Source organism: Streptomyces sp. NPDC001902 (genome assembly GCF_042891295.1).
GTDB lineage: Bacteria > Actinomycetota > Actinomycetes > Streptomycetales > Streptomycetaceae > Actinacidiphila.
The window spans coordinates 175,869-191,294 of record NZ_JBIATA010000006.1 but is presented as its reverse complement, the minus strand read 5'-3'; the positions used below and the strand labels follow the sequence as shown (position 1 = coordinate 191,294).

The following is a 15,426-nucleotide window of genomic DNA, read 5'->3' as shown; positions in this document are numbered from 1 at the left end:
GGATACCCGGCCCGCCCGTACGGCTACGCCGCCGCCCGGGCCTTGGACGCGAGGACGCCCCCGCGGCGGCGCGGCGAGGGGACGTTCACGAGCAGGGCGGCGACGAGGGCGCCGGCGAGCGTGAGGCCGCCGGCCCACCCGAAGGCGGTGGTGAAGCCGTGGACGACGCCGGCGTCGGTGATGGCGTGCCGCTGTGCGGCGGTCACCCGGTCCCCGCCGTGCGCGGCGAGCCGCGCCGCGACGTAGTGGCCCGTCGAGGTGGTGGCGACGGTGTTGAGCAGGGCGGTGCCCAGGGAACCGCCCACCTGCTGCGCGGTGTTCACCGCCGCGGAGGCCGTGCCCGCGTCGCCCGGGGCGACCCCGGCGGTCGCCGTGGCCATGACGGGCATGAAGACCAGGCCCATGCCGCACCCGAGCAGCACGGCGCCCGGCAGGACGTGGGTGGCGTAGGCCGGGTGCGTGCCGAGGGTGGTGAAGGTGAACATGCCGGCCGCGGCGACGGTCAGTCCCGGCACGATCATCGTCCGCGGCGCCACGCGGGGCAGCAGGCGGGCGGAGACCTGGGTGGAGGTGAGGACGATCGCGGCGGACATCGGGAGGAAGGCGAAGCCGCTCTTGAGGGCCGAGTAGCCGAGGATGTCCTGCAGGTAGTACGTGAGCAGGAGGAACACCGCGAACAGCCCCGTCATCGCCAGTCCCAGGGTCAGGACCGGACCGCCGTGGGCCCGCGTCGCGATGATGCGCAGCGGCAGCAGGGGATGGGCGGCGCGGGACTGCCACCAGGTGAACCCGGCGAGGAGCGCCGTGCCCGCGACGAGCAGGCCGGCCACCGTGCCCGACCCCCAGCCGTCGGGCTCGGCCCTGCTGAGCGCGTACACCACGGTGACCAGACCGCCGCAGCCGAGGACGGCCCCGGGGACGTCGAGCCGCACCGCGCGGTGCCCGGCGCGGTCCTGGAGGAAGGCGACCGCGCCGGCCGCGGCGACGGCGGCGATCGCCACGTTGACGTACAGGCACCAGCGCCAGTCCAGGTACTGGGTCAGGACGCCGCCCAGGAGCAGGCCCATCCCGCCCCCGGCGCCGGCGAGGGCGCCGAAGATGCCGAACGCCTTGGCGCGTTCCCTGCCGTCGGTGAAGGTCGTGGCCAGCAGGGACAGCGCCGAGGGGGCGAGCAGCGCGGCGAAGCACCCCTGCAGGGCGCGGGCCGCGAACAGCATGGCGGGGCCCGTGGCGGCGCCGCCGAGCGCGGAGGCGGTGGCGAAGCCGACGAGGCCGGCGGTGAAGGCGTGCTTGCGGCCCACGAGGTCCGCGATGCGTCCGCCGAGGAGCAGCAGTCCGCCGAAGGCGAGCGTGTAGGCGGTCACGACCCACTGCCGGCTGCCGTCGGTGAGCCCGAGGTCGCGCTGGGCCGACGGCAGGGCGATGCTCACGATCGTGGCGTCGAGGACCACCATGAGCTGCGCCAGCGCGATCACGCCCAGGGCCCACCACCGCCGGGCGTCGCGTTCCGCCGGGGGTTCCTGCCGCGGGGTTGTCACAGCCGGTGTGGTCATCTCGGTCTTCCTCACGGATGTCGACGAGGGCGCGGACGCGCCACGGGCAGGCTGCCAAGTGCTTGACGGGTCAAGTATATCCTGAAGGTGTCGGGCCGGCGTCCGTGGCGGACGTGCATCCATCACCGCCTTGACAGGTTACGAAGTGCTGGGCCATGCTCGTCACCAGTCAAAGCGGTGACGATTAGAGAACTGGGAGAACCCGATGGACCTGAAGCTCGAGGTTGTGGTGCTGCCCGTGTCCGATGTGGACCGGGCCAAGGACTTCTACGCGGCGCTGGGCTTCCGGCTGGACGTCGATTACGTCGGCGACGACGGCTTCCGCGTCGTCCACTTCACCCCGGAGGGATCCGGGGCCTCGATCCTCTTCGGTGACGGCGTCACCACGGCCGCCCCGGGCTCCGTGCAGGGCCTCCACCTGATCGTCGAGGACATCGTGGCGGCCCGCGCCGAACTGGCGGCACGTGGCGTCGACATCAGCGAGGTGTTCCACGACGCGGGCGGCGTCTTCCACCACGCCGGCGAGACCGCCCGGGTCGCGGGCCCGCACCCGGCGCGCGCCAGCTACGGCTCCTTCGCGACCTTCGCGGACCCGGACGGCAACGGCTGGGCGCTCCAGGAGGTCACGGAGCGTCTGCCGGGGCGCTGACCCCGACCACCCCCCTCGACGACCTCCCGACCTTCCCCGACCACCCGGCCCCCGGACTCCCGCGGTGCCGCGGATCCCCCCTCCGCGGCACCGCGGGCCCGTGACCGGGTCCCCTCCGGCCCCCTTTGGAAGCAGGTTATGAAGACCGACGAAACGACGGGTCAAGCGATGAGCGGTTCCTCCCGGGAGTACGACGTCGTCGTCATCGGCGGCGGACCGGTCGGCGAGAACGTCGCCGACCGGACGAGCGCCGCCGGACTGGCCACGGTGCTGGTGGAGGGCGAACTGCTCGGCGGCGAGTGCTCGTACTGGGCGTGCGAACCGAGCAAGGCGCTGCTGCGGCCCGTGGTGGCACGGGCCGACGCCCGCCGCATACCCGGCCTGAGGGGCGCGGTCGAGGGGCCGCTGGACGTGGCCGCGGTCCTCGCCCACCGCGACCGGCTCTCCGCCCACTGGAAGGACGACGGCCAGGTCGAGTGGCTGGACTCCGTCTCCGTCGACCTGGTGCGCGGCCACGGCCGCCTGGACGGGCCGCGGCAGGTCGTGGTGGACACGCCGGACGGCGGGACGGTCCGCCTGACCGCACGGCACGCCGTCGTCGTCGCCACCGGGACCACGACGCTGCTCCCGGATCTGCCGGGGCTCGCCGAGGTGCGTCCGTGGACCAACCGCGAGGCGACGAGCGCCCACGAGGTACCGGGCCGTCTGGTGGTGGTCGGGGGCGGCGTCGTCGCCGTCGAGATGGCCACCGCGTGGCGGGCGCTCGGTTCCGAGGTGACCGTGCTGGTCCGGGGGAGCGGCGGACTGCTCGCCCGCATGGAGCCGTTCGCCGGGGAGATGGTCGCCGACGCCCTGCGCGACGCCGGTGTGGACGTACGGTTCGGCGCCTCCGTGACCGCCGTGGCGCGTGAGGACGGCCCGGACGGTCCCGTACGCGTCACGCTGGCGGACGGCGGGACGCTGGTGGCCGACGAGATCCTCTTCGCGACCGGACGCGCCCCCCGCACCGCGGACATCGGCCTGGAGACGGTCGGCCTGGCCCCCGGCGACTGGCTGGCCGTGGACGACACGTTCCGGGTGACGGCCGTCGCCGACGGCTGGCTGTACGCGGCGGGCGACGTCAACCACCGCGCCCTGATGACGCACCAGGGGAAGTACCAGGCCCGCATCGCGGGAGCGGTGATCGGAGCACGGGCCAAGGGCGAGCCCGTGGACGACCGCAGGTGGGGCGCGCACGTCGCGACCGCCGACAACGACGCCGTGCCGCAGGTGGTGTTCACCGACCCGGAGGTCGCCTCCGTCGGCCTGACGACCCGGGAGGCGGAGGCCGCGGGTCGCCGGGTGGACGTCGTGGACTACGACATCGGGCGTCTCGCCGGGGCCGTGCAGTACGCCGAGGACTACCGGGGCAAGGCCCGCGTCCTGATCGACCCGGACCGCGGCACGGTCGTCGGCGTCACCTTCGTCGGCCCGGGAGTGCAGGAGCTGCTCTACTCGGCGACCGTCGCCGTCGCCGGTGAGATCCCGGTGGACCGGCTGTGGCACGCCGTCCCCGCCTTCCCGACGATCAGCGAGGTCTGGCTGCGCGTCCTGGAGACCTACCGGGACATGCGATCGACCTGACGGCACGTCATACGGCGAGGACCCGCCTTCCCGAGGGGAGGCGGGTCCTCGGTCACCGTACGGGTTCGGCGCCGACCGGAGTCAGCGGTGATGACGGGTGACGACCCGGTGCACGGCGCCGGCCATGGCCGCCTCGCCCTGGGCGTTGGGGTGCGCCGGTGCCGCCGGGGTCGCGGGGGCGAGGGACTCGATCCAGCGCGTGCCCGCCGGCGCGCACATGTCGTGCCCGATGGTCGGGGTGTAGGTGTCGGCGTAGCGCGCGCCCGCCTTGCGGGCCTGGCTGGCCAGCATGGCGTTGAGCGCCTTCTCCGTGTCGCGCAGGTAGGAGAAGTCACCGGCCGCGAAGGGCACCGTGGCGCTGGTGCAGGCCGATCCGTCGTCAGGGAACAGGTCCGGGTACCCGGCCACCACGACGCGGGCGTGCGGTGCGCGCCGGTGGATGTCGCGGATGACGGTGGCGACCTTGGGCGCGGTCTGCGCGACGCGCTCCGCGAGCTGGTCGTGGCCGCCCGCGGTGAAGTGGGCCCGGCAGGGGGCTCCGGTGGGGTCGGCGGACGTCAGGCCGGCGCAGGTGGCGATGACGCTGCTGAAGCCGATGTCGTTGCCGCCGATGCTGAGCGTGACCAGGTCCGTGCCGCGCTTGAGGGCGGCGAGCTGCGCTGGTGCGGCGCCCTGGGGCGCGGTCATCTCCGCGGTGGTCGCACCCGAGCAGCTGACGTCGGTGAGACGGGCGTTCTCGCGCGCCGCGACGAGCGAGGGGTAGTTGCTGCTCGACCGCAGGCACGTCGGGTCCACCTGGTCGGGGATGAGCGGGCCGGACGCGTAGGAGTCGCCGAGCGCGACGTAGTCCCGTCCACCACCCCCGTGGCCGGCCGGCGACGCGCCGGCGGTCCCTGCTCCGAAGCCCAGCAGCGTCACCATGCCCGTCAGGGCGGCAGCACCGAGTGCGACCCCGCGACGGGTGCCGGGCCGGGTCAGTGTTCTCTTCATCTGTGTCCGTTCGTCGTGGTTCCTGGCCGTCCGGGCCGCCGGACGAGGCGGCCCCCGGCTTCGCAGCGGCTCCTGCGGCGGCATCACGCCGCGCCCGCAAGCTACTTGCTGCGCCAAGCAAGTAGATCATCGTGCCTTCGGGAGACGCAAACGCCGGTGCCCGGCGTGCCACCGGCCGGGCCGGCGCCCTGCACATCCCCGGCGGCCGTTCAAGCCCCGCGATCTCGGGGCATGACAGCGCCTTCCGTCACCTGTCTGCTGGTGGCGAGAGAGCAGACAGGTCGACGGCCCCGCCACGACGAGGTGATCCCCATGAGCACGGACGATCCGGCACGGCTCCACGGCGCACACCGCAAGGACCGGAGCGCCCACCCTCCCCGGCCCCCGTGGCCGCGCGGGCTGCTGGCCTGCGTGCGCGCGCCCTGGACGGTCGCCTGGCTGGTCGTGGGGCCGGTGTACGAGTGGACGGTCCCCGGCCGGGCCCGCAGGCACCGTGCCGGGGGACCGCTGCCCGCGCCGGCCTGAGAACCGGCGGCCGCGTGCGGCGGGTCAATCCTCGGCGGGCGTCTGCGCGTTCTGCCAGACCGTCAGGTCGACCGTGGCGTAGTCGTTGTCCGCATCCTCAGGGGAGTAGCCCCGTACCGTGACGAGCGCGATGTGACCGGCGGCGGTGACCACGCAGACCCGGCTGCCCCTGACCGCGTTCTTCCGTGAGATCTCCTGGGAGTACCGGGTCGCGGAGCGGCACGTGGCCAGCGACCCGGTCTGACGGCTGGTGAGCAGCACCAAGGTGTTGCCTTCGGGGGTGGCGAAGCCCCAGCCGCGCGGGCCCCAGGCGTAGCCGAAGTCCCCTTCGTAGTACGGGCCGACCCTGGGGTGGTACGGCTTGGGCGGCAGCTCGGAGAGGGAGATGGTGTACTGGTAGGGCACGTCGATGCCCTTGTACGACGTGGACGGCGGGTCCTCGTCCAGTGCGGCGCTTTCGCCGCCGCCCGGAGCGGTCCGCGACGCGGAGTCGCGGTCCGGCGCTCCGGCCCCGCCCGGTTCGCCCGCCCCGTCCACGGTTCTGCCGTACAGGAGGAGCGCGCCGACGCACGCCGCCGCCAGACCGGCGATGACGGCCACGACGAAGCCCGGTCCGCGGCGCCGCGCCGAGCCGGGGGAGCGCGGTGGGGCGGGCGGGGCGGGCATGGTGGTGTGGCGGCCGATGTCGGCGGCGACGGCCGGCGGGAGCCAGCCCTCGGGGCGGCGCAATTCCGTCCGCGGTGAGATCCGACGGCAGATGTCGATGACCTCGGCGGGGGTGGGGCGGGCGGCCGGATCCTTCTTCAGGCACAGCCGGGCCAGTTCTGCGAGCTCATCGGGTACACCGGACAGCTCGGGCTCCGCGTGGACGATGCGGTAGAGCGCGGCGTGCGGGGTGCCCTCGCCGAAGGCGGGCCGGCCGGTGGCGGCGTAGACGGCGACCTGGCCGAGGGCGAAGACGTCGGTGGGGGGCAGGCAGGGGGCGCCGGAGGCCTGCTCGGGGGTCATGAAGGCGGGGGTGCCGACGATGACGCCGCTGCGGGTGAGCGAGGTCGCGTCGGCGGCCCGGGCGATCCCGAAGTCGATGACCCGCGGTCCGTCGGCGGCCAGCAGCACGTTGGACGGTTTGAGGTCGCGGTGCACGATGCCGACGCTGTGGATGGCCTGCAGGGCCTCGGCGATCCCGGCGACGGTCAGCGCCACGGCAGGCACCGGGAACGGCCCGTGCCGGCCGACGGCCGCCTGCAGGGAGGGTCCGGCCACGTACGCCGTGGCGAGCCAGGGGCGGTCCCCATCGGTGTCGCTGTCGATGACCGGCGCGGTGTAGAGGCCCTGCACCTGCTGGGCGGCGTGAACCTCCAGTCGGAACCTGCGGCGGAACTCGTGGTCCCCGGCCAGGTCCGGCCGGATCACCTTGATGGCGACCGGGCGCCCGCCGGGTGTGTACGACAGGTACACCGTCCCCATGCCCCCCTCACCGAGGCGGGCGGCGATCCGGTACCCCGCGACGGTGGCCGGATCACCGGGTGCCAACGGCTGGAACACCGGGATCACCCGCTCAGTCCGCATCGAACCCCCCCTTGATGACCGGCCCCCCCGCACGCGGTGGCGGGTCGCGCCGATGCCCGCTACCGGAGGGGGCGGTTCGCGGGACCGGGCCACGGCTGACGGGGGGCGACCGATGTGGCTCTGGGGATATGAGCATCGGGCACGCCGGCCGTCGACAGCAAGGGCGTGGACGGCCTGGGTGCGTCGGTGCGACACGTCGACCGAAGCACGTGGTCGCGCCCCACGAAGCGGCGCCCCCGGGGCCGCCACCCGCGCCGGGACCGGACCGGTGGCGGCCGGGCGTGGCCCGCCCGAGGTGCGGGTGTCCCGCCCCGCGCGCACGCTGGACCATGGCCGCACGGGGACGTCGCCCCGGCCGGTTCCCGTGGAGCGGCCTCCCGGAGTGACGCATCCGAGGAGCAGTGATGGCACGCACGGTCGACGTCGTCGTCGTCGGTTCCGGTGTGAACGGCCTGGTCGCCGCCACCGAACTGGCCAAGGACGGCTGGTCGGTGGCCCTGCTGGAACAGGGCGACCGGCTGGGCGGCTTCATCGCCACCGAGGAACGCACCCTGCCCGGATACCTGCACGACACCTACTCCTCCTGGCACCCGCTGTTCGTGTCCGGAGGGGCCTACGCCGTCCTCGGCGAGGACCTGCACCGCCATGGCCTGGAGTACCGCAACGGCGACGGCTTCGTCACCGGCACCGTCACCGACGACGGCCGTGTGCTCCTGGTGCACCGCGACGCGGCCACCACGGCGGAGGCGTTCGGCCGGGCCGAGGACAGGGCTGCCTACCTGGCGATGCTGGGGCGCTTCCTCGACAACGCCGACGCCATCGGCGGCATGCTGAGCGGCGAGCCCCGCTCGCCACGGACGCTGCGGCACATCGCGAAGCTGGTGCGCCGCGAACGGTTCACCGGCACCGAGGCCTGGCTCCGGTCGGCCGTCACCAGCGGACGCTCCTACTGCCGCGGCGCGTTCCGGGGCGACGAGGCGGACCTGCTGTGGGTGCCCTGGCTGCTGCACGCGGGGCTGTCCCCGGACCACGCCGGGGGCGGCCTGCTGCTGCCCGTGCTCGCGGCCTCGCTCCACGGCTACGGGGTGCCCGTCGTGGCGGGCGGCGCCGGCAACTTCGTCCGGGCCTTCGAGACGCTCCTCGGGGAACTCCACGTGGACGTCCGCACCGGGTACCCGGTGGAGCGGCTGCTCCTCACCGACGGCAGGGTCACCGGGGTGGCCGGCGGCGGTGAGCACATCCACGCCCGCCGTGCCGTCCTCGCCTCGGTGACCCCGACCGCGCTGTACGGGGAACTGCTGCCGCAGGACGCCCCGGTCCCCGCCGCGGTCCGCGACCAGGCCCGGCGCTACCGCTACGGCCGCGCCGCGATGCAGCTCCACGTCGCCCTCTCCGCCCCGCCCGGCTGGATCGACGACCGGCTCGCCGGCATCCCGCTGTTCCACCTGAGCGACGGATCGGCGAGCACCGGGATTGCCTGCGCGGAGGCCGAGGCGGGCCTGCTGCCGCGCCGGCCCACGGTGGTCGTCGGCCAGCAGTACGTCCTCGACCCGTCCCGCGTGCCGGAAGGTGCCGCGTCCCTGTGGATCCAGCTGCAGGAACTGCCCTTCGCGCCCGTCGGCGACGCGGCCGGCGAACTCGACGTCGGCGGCGGCTGGACGGAGGCACTGACCGAGGGCTACGTCGGCCGGGTCCTGGCCCGGGTGGCCCGCCACGCCCCCGACCTGCCCGGCAAGGTGCTCGCCTGGGACGCCGTCACCCCGGCCGACCTGTCCGGGCACAACCCCAACGCGGTGGCCGGCGACCCGTACGGGGGCTCGGCCGAACTCGACCAGAGCCTGCTGTGGCGACCGCTGCCCGGCGCGCCCCGGCACGCCACACCCGTCCCCGGGCTGTGGCAGATCGGCGCCTCCACCCACCCCGGCCCCGGCCTCGGCGGGGGCTCGGGCCACCTCGCCGCGCAGCAGCTCATCCGCGGCGCACGACGACCCGGGCGCCGCTGACCCCGGGCCCGCGCCGCAGCGGGCATGGTGCGCCGGACGGGAGCGTGGTCCCCTGGCTGCCGTGCGCTTCCCGCTGGGGCACCCGGCGGTCGCGAGCGTGGCGTTCTTCGACCACCCGGTGCCGGAGGAGTTCTGGCACGCAGTCAAGCACGCCGGGGATGCTCCTGGAGCACGTGCCCACGCCGTGAGGGGTCGTACGGGCGCGGCCCGCCCGGCTCGCCGGAGCCGGACGGGCCGACCAGAACGGCGCGGTCAGGCGGCGGAGTCGTCGCCCTCGGCCCGCTCCTCGGGGACGAGCAGCACCGCGATGCGGCTGGTGTGGGCGATGGCGTCGCTGACACGGGGGTTGAAGAACGCCGCGACCGAGCCGCGGTGGTGGGGGCTGACGACCAGGAGGTCAGCCTTGAACTGCTCCGCCGCGGCGGAGATCGCGCCGGCGATCTCCTGCGTGGTCACGTCGCGGACGAGCTCACCGTCGGCCTCCGCCACACCCATGTCGTGGAGCGTGGCGACGGCCTCGTCGACGACGGCGCCGGCGTCGGAGTCCTCTTCCAGGGTCATGACGGTGTCGAACGCGACCGTCGAGGCGAGCACGTGCACGACGTGCACCGCGGCGCCGCTCAGCCGGGCCATGTCCCCGGCCGTGCGCAGGGCGGACTGGCGGGAGGGGCTGGAGTCGACGGCAACCATGATGCGCTGGTACATGGACATCTTTTCTCTTCTTCCAGGGCTGAGCAGGGGTTCGCGGACTCAGTAGAGGCCTGCGGTGGTGGAGTTCCCCTGACCAGCGGTGTCGTACGGCGTGAACATTCCGTTCACAGTCTGCGCCGACCTGCGGGGGCCGTCCGCGGCGGGGGGGTGCCCCTTGAGCCCGGTGGCTGCCGTACCCTGCGCCCCGTCAGCCGGGCAGCTTCGCCGCGAGGACGTCGACCGGGGTGATGACGGGCGGCACCGCGAACAGTTCGTCACCGAGCGCCTCGATGCGCTGCCGCACCTTGCCCCGCAGGTGCGTCTCGCGGTCCTCCTCGGTCTCGAAGGCGTCGAAGATGCGGAAGGAGGACGGCCCCGGGCGGAAGGCGAACCACGCCAACGTGCCCGGTTCGGCGTCGACCAGCGCCTTGGCGTCGACGAGGAAGCGGACGACCTCGTCCTCCCGGCCCGGCCGGGCCTCGAACTCCACGAAGAATCCGTACGCGGGCATACCGGTGCTCCAGGTCGCAGGAGGGACGGCCCCTCGGGGCCGCTGGTGAGGGCGACGCTACCCGGCCGGCCCGGCGCCCCCCGCGAAGCCGGCCCGGCATTTCGCGGCGTCGTTCCGGGTGTCTCGGGCCTGCCCCATGGGCCGGGAGCCCCGATAGGCTCGCGGCCCGGGCGACCGAGCGCCCCGACGCGTCCGGCACCGGCCGGCGCCGGCCCCGTGCTGTGGCCGCACCCACCGCGTGGCTGATGGTGATGGCGCTGGTGCCGCTCGGCGCCATCACCCTGCTGCTCCGGCCGTTCGGCCTGCTGCCCGATGCGAGCACGGCGCCGGTCGTGACCGCCCTGATCGGTGGTGGTGCCGTCGCCGACGCCGCGCGGGAGCGTCCTCGCCGCCGGGGCGTGGCCGCCGCGGTCGGTGCACTGGTCGTGGCGGCGACGGGAGTGCTCGGCTTCACCGTCGCCCTCCTTGGTGTCCCTGCCCGCCGCCGACCTCGCCCTTCAGGCCGGCATCCTCCTGGGACTGCCCCCGGGCGCGGGGCTGTTCACCCGGGTGGGCAACCGGAGGAACCCGTCCGCGCCGCCCGCGCCGCCCGGCGGGTGACGCGGGCGGAACCCGCTGCCGGGGCGGCACGTCACATCGGCGGGCTCCGAGGGGGCCCACTGCCTTGGGGAGGCGTCATGAGACCGCTCGTGCTGGTGGCTGCCGTCTGTCTGCTCGTGGGATCCGCCGGATGCGGAGCGCGGACGGTGTCCGCGGCGGACGACGACGGTGCGGCCACCGCGCGCATGCGGGAGGTCGCCGAGGCCTGGGAGGGCTCGGAGGCCGCACGATCGTGGCGGGAGGGCTTCTACCCGCTGGAGGACGTGGTCCGGCTCCCGGACAACGCCTTCCGTACGGGAGCCGACAAGCAGGCCTACCTCACGCGGAACTTCGAGCACCGTGGGGCGCTGCCCCGCACCGAGCACGAGGGCCGCATCCGCTGGGCGGACGGGACGTCGATGCCCGTCACGCCGATGACGGCACGGGAGGCCTACGACGGGCTGGACCAGGGGCCGCAGGGCCGCGCGGACCCGCTGACCGTCACCAAGGCCACCTTCGGCGAGATGACCCTGCTCACCAGCCGCGGCGAGGCCCGCGTCCCCGCCTGGCACTTCACGCTCGACGGCTACGACACCCCGCTGGTGCGTGCCGCGATCAGCCCCGCGCGGCTGCCGGGCGCCCCGATCGCCGCCCTCTCCCAGGCCACCGATCCCGGGATGCCGCTGCACGGGCTGCGGAAGGTCGCCGAGGACGGCCGGAGCGTCACTGTCCAGGCGGAGCACGGCGCCTGTGACGACGGTCCGGCCGTCGACGTGCTGGAGACCCGCGACAGCGTGGTGCTCCGCGGCACGGTCCGCGGCGTGGACGACGGCCCGTGCACCGCGCAACTGCTCGTCGACCCGGTGACGGTCCGCCTGGACCGGCCGCTCGGCGGGCGGATCCTGCTCGACGCCTTCACCGGCGGGCCCGTGGAGCTCGGCGGGCGGTAGACCTCCGCCTGGCCCCCCGTCACCCCGTACGACGACGGCCGCCGCGCCCCGAGGGGCGTGGCGGCCGTCGCGTGGTGGCGGTGCGGCGTCAGGCGGCGCTCCTGCGCCGTACGACGACGATGATCACGGCGCCCAGCCCGAGGGCCAGGATCGCGGAGCCGCCGAGGAGCAGCGCGCCGCCGGCGCCGGTGAAGGCGAGGCCGCCGCCGGAGTCACCGCCGGAGGACGAGGAGCCGCCGTTGCCGGACGTGCCGGCGGAGCCCGACTCGTCGTCGCCGGAGGCGGTGGGCTCCGGGGTCGCCGACGGGCCACCGGAGGAGCCCTGCGAGCCGTCGCCGTCGCCGGTGGCGTTCAGGACGATCCAGGCGGTGTTGTTGGACTGCTCGGGCTCGACCGGGTTGTTCCACGCAGGCAGGGCGACCTTGCCCTTGGCGTTCTTCACGACCTTGTCGATGCGCAGCTCGAACGGGAAGCTCAGCTTCGCGTCCTCCAGCAGCGGGGTGTCGACCCAGCACAGGTGGCCCTTGACGCCCTCGTCGATGGTGGTGAAGCTGCAGCCCTTGGGGCTCTTGGTCACCTTCGCGCCCTCGGGCACGGCGACGGAGAAGATGATCGGCTCCCCGCCGCTGCGCAGAGCGCTGATCCAGGCCGGACCGTCGTTGCGGAAGCCGATCTCCGCCTTCACCGTGTCGCCGGCGTCGCCCCGGGCGGAGGCACCGGTGAGCACCAGGTCGTAGGTGTTGTGGCTGGGCAGGTCGAGATCGGTGTAGCGCGTGTAGTCACCCGCGGGGGCGCCGGGGACTTCCTCGAGGGTCAGCGGCGCGCCGGTACCCGGCGTGTAGCCGTCGTTCTCCAGCAGCGCCTCGGCCTTCTTCGCGCCGACCGCGGAGAACCCGTAGCTGAAGCCGTCCCTGAGGGCGAACGCGGCCGTCTTGACCTTCAGCGGTCCGGACAGGGTGTAGGCCGTGCCCGTCTTGTAGGTGCCGGGGAAGGTGCAGATCGCGTCGGTGCCCTGGTAGAGCAGCGACCCCTCGGTGGTCTGCTTGTAGGCGCAGTTGCCGTAGCTGTCGGGGAAGCTCAGCCCGCGCGAGCCGTGGAAGTGGAGCACGGCGCCGTCGGCCGCCATGCCGCCGACGTTGCGGAACCCGACCGGCGCCTCGTAGGTGTCGCCGGCGGCGAGGCCCTTCGGCTCGGAGAGCTTGCGGCCCAGCAGTTCCGGACCGCCGACCAGCACGTCGATGGTGAGCGGCGCGAACTCGACGCCCTCGCCCTCGCCGGTCACCTTGATGGTGCCGAAGTCCCCGGCCGCGCTGTCGGCGTCGATGTCGAGGCGGATGCCGCCGATGCGGTTGTACGCCTCCCCGGCGTTGATGTCGTCGCGCTCGCAGACGGCGGTCAGGCCGGTCGCGTCGCAGGGCAGCTTCACGGCGGCGACGCCCTCGAGGCCGCTGGCGTCGATCTTGATCGTGTACGGGCCATGGTGGACGACGGGGACCACCCCGTCGTCGTCCGGCTCGTCGCTGCCGGGCGCGGAGAGCCGCAGCGAGACCTGGGGCTGGCTCGGGTCGTCGTCGTCGCCCTGGAGCGACAGATCCACGTGGCTCGCGCCGGTGATCGCGACCGGCAGTGGGGCGCCGTCGTCGGCGAGGGCGGGTGCGGCTGAGCCGAACCCGGCGGCCAGAGCGGCGGCCGCCACGAGACCGATCGCTGCCCGGGAGACGGATCTGCGGACGGGACGTCTCATCAACGTTTCCTTGTCGGATGTCGGGGTCTGAAGCGGTGCGCCGCTCTGGGCGCACGTCCTTCAGACCTCCCGGGCATCCGCACCGTTGTGCACGGGAAGATCACAGAGCGGTCACAGTTGGGGCCGTCGTGCCGCAAGGGATCCGTGTGTGTCGGCACCAAAGCCAAATAAGCCGGTCAAATGCGTGTTTTACGGTTTCCGGGTGACGGAATAGTTGCCTCGGCATACGGGGTTGCAGCTCACGTACACGACACGCATGACCACCACGGTCCTACCTCTGCCCGGAGGCCTCACCCCATGACGCTCACGACGACCGACCTGCCCGCCCGGAGAGCCAGCGGGGCGGTCGTCCCGGTACTCGCCTTCGCGGGCATCGTTGTCGCGGTCATGCAGACGCTGCTCGTGCCGGTCATCAAGGACCTGCCGCAGCTGCTGCACACGGCGCCGAGCAACGCGACCTGGGTGCTGACCTCCACCCTGCTCTCCGGCGCGGTGGCCACCCCGATCATGGGCCGCCTCGGTGACCTCTACGGCAAGCGCCGCATGCTGATCACCAGCCTCGCGGTCATGGTGGTCGGCGCGGTGATCAGCGCCGTCACCAGCCAGCTGCTCACCATGATCGTGGGCCGTACGCTCCAGGGCTTCGCCATGGGCGCCATCCCGCTCGGCATCGGGCTCATGCGCGACATGCTCCCGCGGGAGCGGCTCGGCTCGGCGATGGCACTCATGAGCTCCTCCATCGGCGTCGGCGGCGGCCTGGCGCTGCCCGGCGCGGCGCTGATCGCCCAGCACACGAACTGGCACGCGCTCTTCTACGCCGCGGCCGGTCTCGGCGTCCTCGCCATCGTCCTCGCCCTGGCCGTCGTGCCGGAGTCCCCGACGCGCGCGAAGGGCACCTTCGACCTGCCCGGCGCGCTTGGCCTGTCCACCGGCCTGGTCCTGTTCCTGCTGCCGATCACCAAGGGCAGCGACTGGGGCTGGTCGTCCGGCACCACCCTCGGGCTGTTCGCCGCCGCAGCCGTCGTCCTGCTGCTGTGGGGCGTGATGGAACTGCGGGTGAAGGCCCCGCTGGTCGACCTGCGCACCACCGCCCGCCGCGAGGTGCTGCTCACCAACCTCGCCTCGATCATGGTCGGGGTCAGCTTCTACGTCGTCTCGCTCGTCCTGCCCCAGCTCCTCCAGCTCCCCGCCGCCACCGGTTACGGCCTGGGCCAGTCCATGGTCGTGGCGGGTCTGGCCGTGGCCCCGCTCGGCCTGACGATGATGTTCACCGCCCCCGTCTACGCCCGCCTGTCCGCCCGCTTCGGCCCGAAGACCACGCTGATCATGGGCCTGCTGGTGATCGGCGCCGGCTACGGCGGCGGCCTCGGCCTGATGGACGCCGTCTGGCAGACCGTCCTCACCTCGGTGATCCTGGGCGCGGGCATCGGCCTGGCCTACTCCTCGCTGCCCGCCCTCATCGTCGGCGCGGTGCCGGCCTCCGAGACCGGCGCGGCCAACGGCCTGAACACCCTGATGCGGTCCGTCGGCACCTCGGTGTCCAGCGCCGTGATCGGCATGGTGCTGGCCAACACCGCCCAGCACGTCAACGGCGTCGCCATCCCGACCATGCACGGCTTCCGCGTCTCGTTCCTCATCGCCACGGGCGCCGTCCTCCTCGGCCTGCTGCTCGCCCTCGGACTGCCCGGACGGCGGACCGGCCTGCAGCTGCGCGCCGGCAGCGAGGAGGAGGCCGGCCTGGCGCGTGCGGAGGAGGTCCTGCGTGGCTTCCGGGGCCGGGTCGTGGGCGCCGGGGGCGCTCCGGTCGCCCGTGCCAAGGTCACCCTGATCGACCGTCGCGGGCGGCAGGCCGGCGCGACGCTCTCCGCGGAGGACGGCAGCTACGCGCTCGCGGTCCCGGCCGGTGGCCCGTACGTGCTCGCCGCGCGCGCGGCGGGGCACGGCCCCCTCGCCTCGGCGGCCACGCACGCGGGAGACGAGCGCCTGGTCGACCTCGACCTGGCGCTGCCCGGCGAGACCGTCACGGCCTGACCGGTGGCC

The 15,426-nt window shown here is 74.1% G+C and carries 13 protein-coding genes; 7 read left to right on the top strand and 6 right to left on the bottom strand.

Features of this window, described 5'->3' with window-relative positions; all coding sequences use genetic code 11:
• Positions 1 to 23: 23 nt before the first annotated feature.
• The gene (locus tag ACFYYN_RS13375; protein WP_500545848.1) at positions 24 to 1,553 is read right to left on the bottom strand and encodes an MFS transporter; all 1,530 of its coding nucleotides are present in this window, start codon (positions 1,551 to 1,553) and stop codon (positions 24 to 26) included.
• 205 nt (positions 1,554 to 1,758) lie between these two features.
• On the opposite strand from ACFYYN_RS13375, the gene ACFYYN_RS13370 reads away from it, so the two are divergent.
• On the top strand, positions 1,759 to 2,202 hold the full coding sequence (locus ACFYYN_RS13370; protein ID WP_499516117.1) for a VOC family protein: 444 nt from the start codon (positions 1,759 to 1,761) through the stop codon (positions 2,200 to 2,202).
• Between the two features lie 168 nt (positions 2,203 to 2,370).
• Complete coding sequence (locus ACFYYN_RS13365; protein ID WP_500545847.1) at positions 2,371 to 3,825, top strand: dihydrolipoyl dehydrogenase family protein; 1,455 nt, start codon at positions 2,371 to 2,373, stop codon at positions 3,823 to 3,825.
• An 81-nt stretch (positions 3,826 to 3,906) separates the two neighbouring features.
• Here ACFYYN_RS13365 and ACFYYN_RS13360 read toward each other — a convergent pair whose 3' ends face one another.
• A complete protein-coding gene (locus ACFYYN_RS13360) occupies positions 3,907 to 4,815 on the bottom strand; it encodes an SGNH/GDSL hydrolase family protein (protein WP_500545846.1) in 909 nt (302 codons plus the stop codon).
• A gap of 312 nt (positions 4,816 to 5,127) precedes the next feature.
• On the opposite strand from ACFYYN_RS13360, the gene ACFYYN_RS13355 reads away from it, so the two are divergent.
• Complete coding sequence (locus tag ACFYYN_RS13355) at positions 5,128 to 5,340, top strand: hypothetical protein (RefSeq protein ID WP_500545845.1); 213 nt, start codon at positions 5,128 to 5,130, stop codon at positions 5,338 to 5,340.
• Between the two features lie 24 nt (positions 5,341 to 5,364).
• On the opposite strand, the gene ACFYYN_RS13350 is transcribed toward ACFYYN_RS13355, so the two are convergent.
• A complete protein-coding gene (locus ACFYYN_RS13350; RefSeq protein WP_500545844.1) occupies positions 5,365 to 6,909 on the bottom strand; it encodes a serine/threonine-protein kinase in 1,545 nt (514 codons plus the stop codon).
• Between the two features lie 404 nt (positions 6,910 to 7,313).
• Between ACFYYN_RS13350 and ACFYYN_RS13345 the strand changes: the two genes are divergently transcribed.
• Complete coding sequence (locus tag ACFYYN_RS13345) at positions 7,314 to 8,912, top strand: phytoene desaturase family protein (RefSeq protein ID WP_500545843.1); 1,599 nt, start codon at positions 7,314 to 7,316, stop codon at positions 8,910 to 8,912.
• A gap of 252 nt (positions 8,913 to 9,164) precedes the next feature.
• Here ACFYYN_RS13345 and ACFYYN_RS13340 read toward each other — a convergent pair whose 3' ends face one another.
• Positions 9,165 to 9,623, bottom strand: coding sequence for a universal stress protein (locus tag ACFYYN_RS13340; RefSeq protein ID WP_500545842.1), 459 nt, complete (start codon positions 9,621 to 9,623; stop codon positions 9,165 to 9,167).
• Positions 9,624 to 9,810: 187 nt separating this feature from the next.
• Positions 9,811 to 10,113 (bottom strand): putative quinol monooxygenase, encoded by a 303-nt coding sequence (locus ACFYYN_RS13335; RefSeq protein ID WP_500545841.1) that lies wholly within the window; start codon positions 10,111 to 10,113, stop codon positions 9,811 to 9,813.
• A 465-nt stretch (positions 10,114 to 10,578) separates the two neighbouring features.
• On the opposite strand from ACFYYN_RS13335, the gene ACFYYN_RS13330 reads away from it, so the two are divergent.
• Entirely contained in the window at positions 10,579 to 10,713 is a 135-nt protein-coding gene (locus tag ACFYYN_RS13330) for a hypothetical protein (protein WP_500545840.1), read from the top strand.
• 77 nt (positions 10,714 to 10,790) lie between these two features.
• Positions 10,791 to 11,642, top strand: a complete 852-nt coding sequence (locus ACFYYN_RS13325) for a hypothetical protein (RefSeq protein WP_500545839.1) — start codon at positions 10,791 to 10,793, stop codon at positions 11,640 to 11,642.
• An 88-nt stretch (positions 11,643 to 11,730) separates the two neighbouring features.
• Here the strand turns inward: ACFYYN_RS13325 and ACFYYN_RS13320 are convergent, their stop codons facing one another.
• Positions 11,731 to 13,386 (bottom strand): hypothetical protein, encoded by a 1,656-nt coding sequence (locus tag ACFYYN_RS13320; RefSeq protein WP_500545838.1) that lies wholly within the window; start codon positions 13,384 to 13,386, stop codon positions 11,731 to 11,733.
• 297 nt (positions 13,387 to 13,683) lie between these two features.
• Between ACFYYN_RS13320 and ACFYYN_RS13315 the strand changes: the two genes are divergently transcribed.
• Positions 13,684 to 15,417 carry an MFS transporter gene (locus tag ACFYYN_RS13315; protein WP_500545837.1) on the top strand — a complete coding sequence of 578 codons (1,734 nt, stop codon included), beginning with the start codon at positions 13,684 to 13,686 and terminating at the stop codon, positions 15,415 to 15,417.
• The last annotated feature ends 9 nt before the right edge of the window (positions 15,418 to 15,426 follow it).

Bases quoted from the DNA above. Each gene is read 5' to 3' on its own strand.
- ACFYYN_RS13335 (WP_500545841.1), bottom strand. From the start codon at position 10,113: ATGCCCGCGTACGGATTCTTCGTGGAGTTCGAGGCCCGGCCGGGCCGG.
- ACFYYN_RS13375 (WP_500545848.1), bottom strand. From the start codon at position 1,553: ATGACCACACCGGCTGTGACAACCCCGCGGCAGGAACCCCCGGCGGAA.
- ACFYYN_RS13340 (WP_500545842.1), bottom strand. From the start codon at position 9,623: ATGTCCATGTACCAGCGCATCATGGTTGCCGTCGACTCCAGCCCCTCC.
- ACFYYN_RS13365 (WP_500545847.1), top strand. From the start codon at position 2,371: ATGAGCGGTTCCTCCCGGGAGTACGACGTCGTCGTCATCGGCGGCGGA.
- ACFYYN_RS13345 (WP_500545843.1), top strand. From the start codon at position 7,314: ATGGCACGCACGGTCGACGTCGTCGTCGTCGGTTCCGGTGTGAACGGC.
- ACFYYN_RS13355 (WP_500545845.1), top strand. From the start codon at position 5,128: ATGAGCACGGACGATCCGGCACGGCTCCACGGCGCACACCGCAAGGAC.
- ACFYYN_RS13315 (WP_500545837.1), top strand. From the start codon at position 13,684: ATGACGCTCACGACGACCGACCTGCCCGCCCGGAGAGCCAGCGGGGCG.
- ACFYYN_RS13325 (WP_500545839.1), top strand. From the start codon at position 10,791: ATGAGACCGCTCGTGCTGGTGGCTGCCGTCTGTCTGCTCGTGGGATCC.
- ACFYYN_RS13350 (WP_500545844.1), bottom strand. From the start codon at position 6,909: ATGCGGACTGAGCGGGTGATCCCGGTGTTCCAGCCGTTGGCACCCGGT.
- ACFYYN_RS13370 (WP_499516117.1), top strand. From the start codon at position 1,759: ATGGACCTGAAGCTCGAGGTTGTGGTGCTGCCCGTGTCCGATGTGGAC.
- ACFYYN_RS13320 (WP_500545838.1), bottom strand. From the start codon at position 13,386: ATGAGACGTCCCGTCCGCAGATCCGTCTCCCGGGCAGCGATCGGTCTC.
- ACFYYN_RS13360 (WP_500545846.1), bottom strand. From the start codon at position 4,815: ATGAAGAGAACACTGACCCGGCCCGGCACCCGTCGCGGGGTCGCACTC.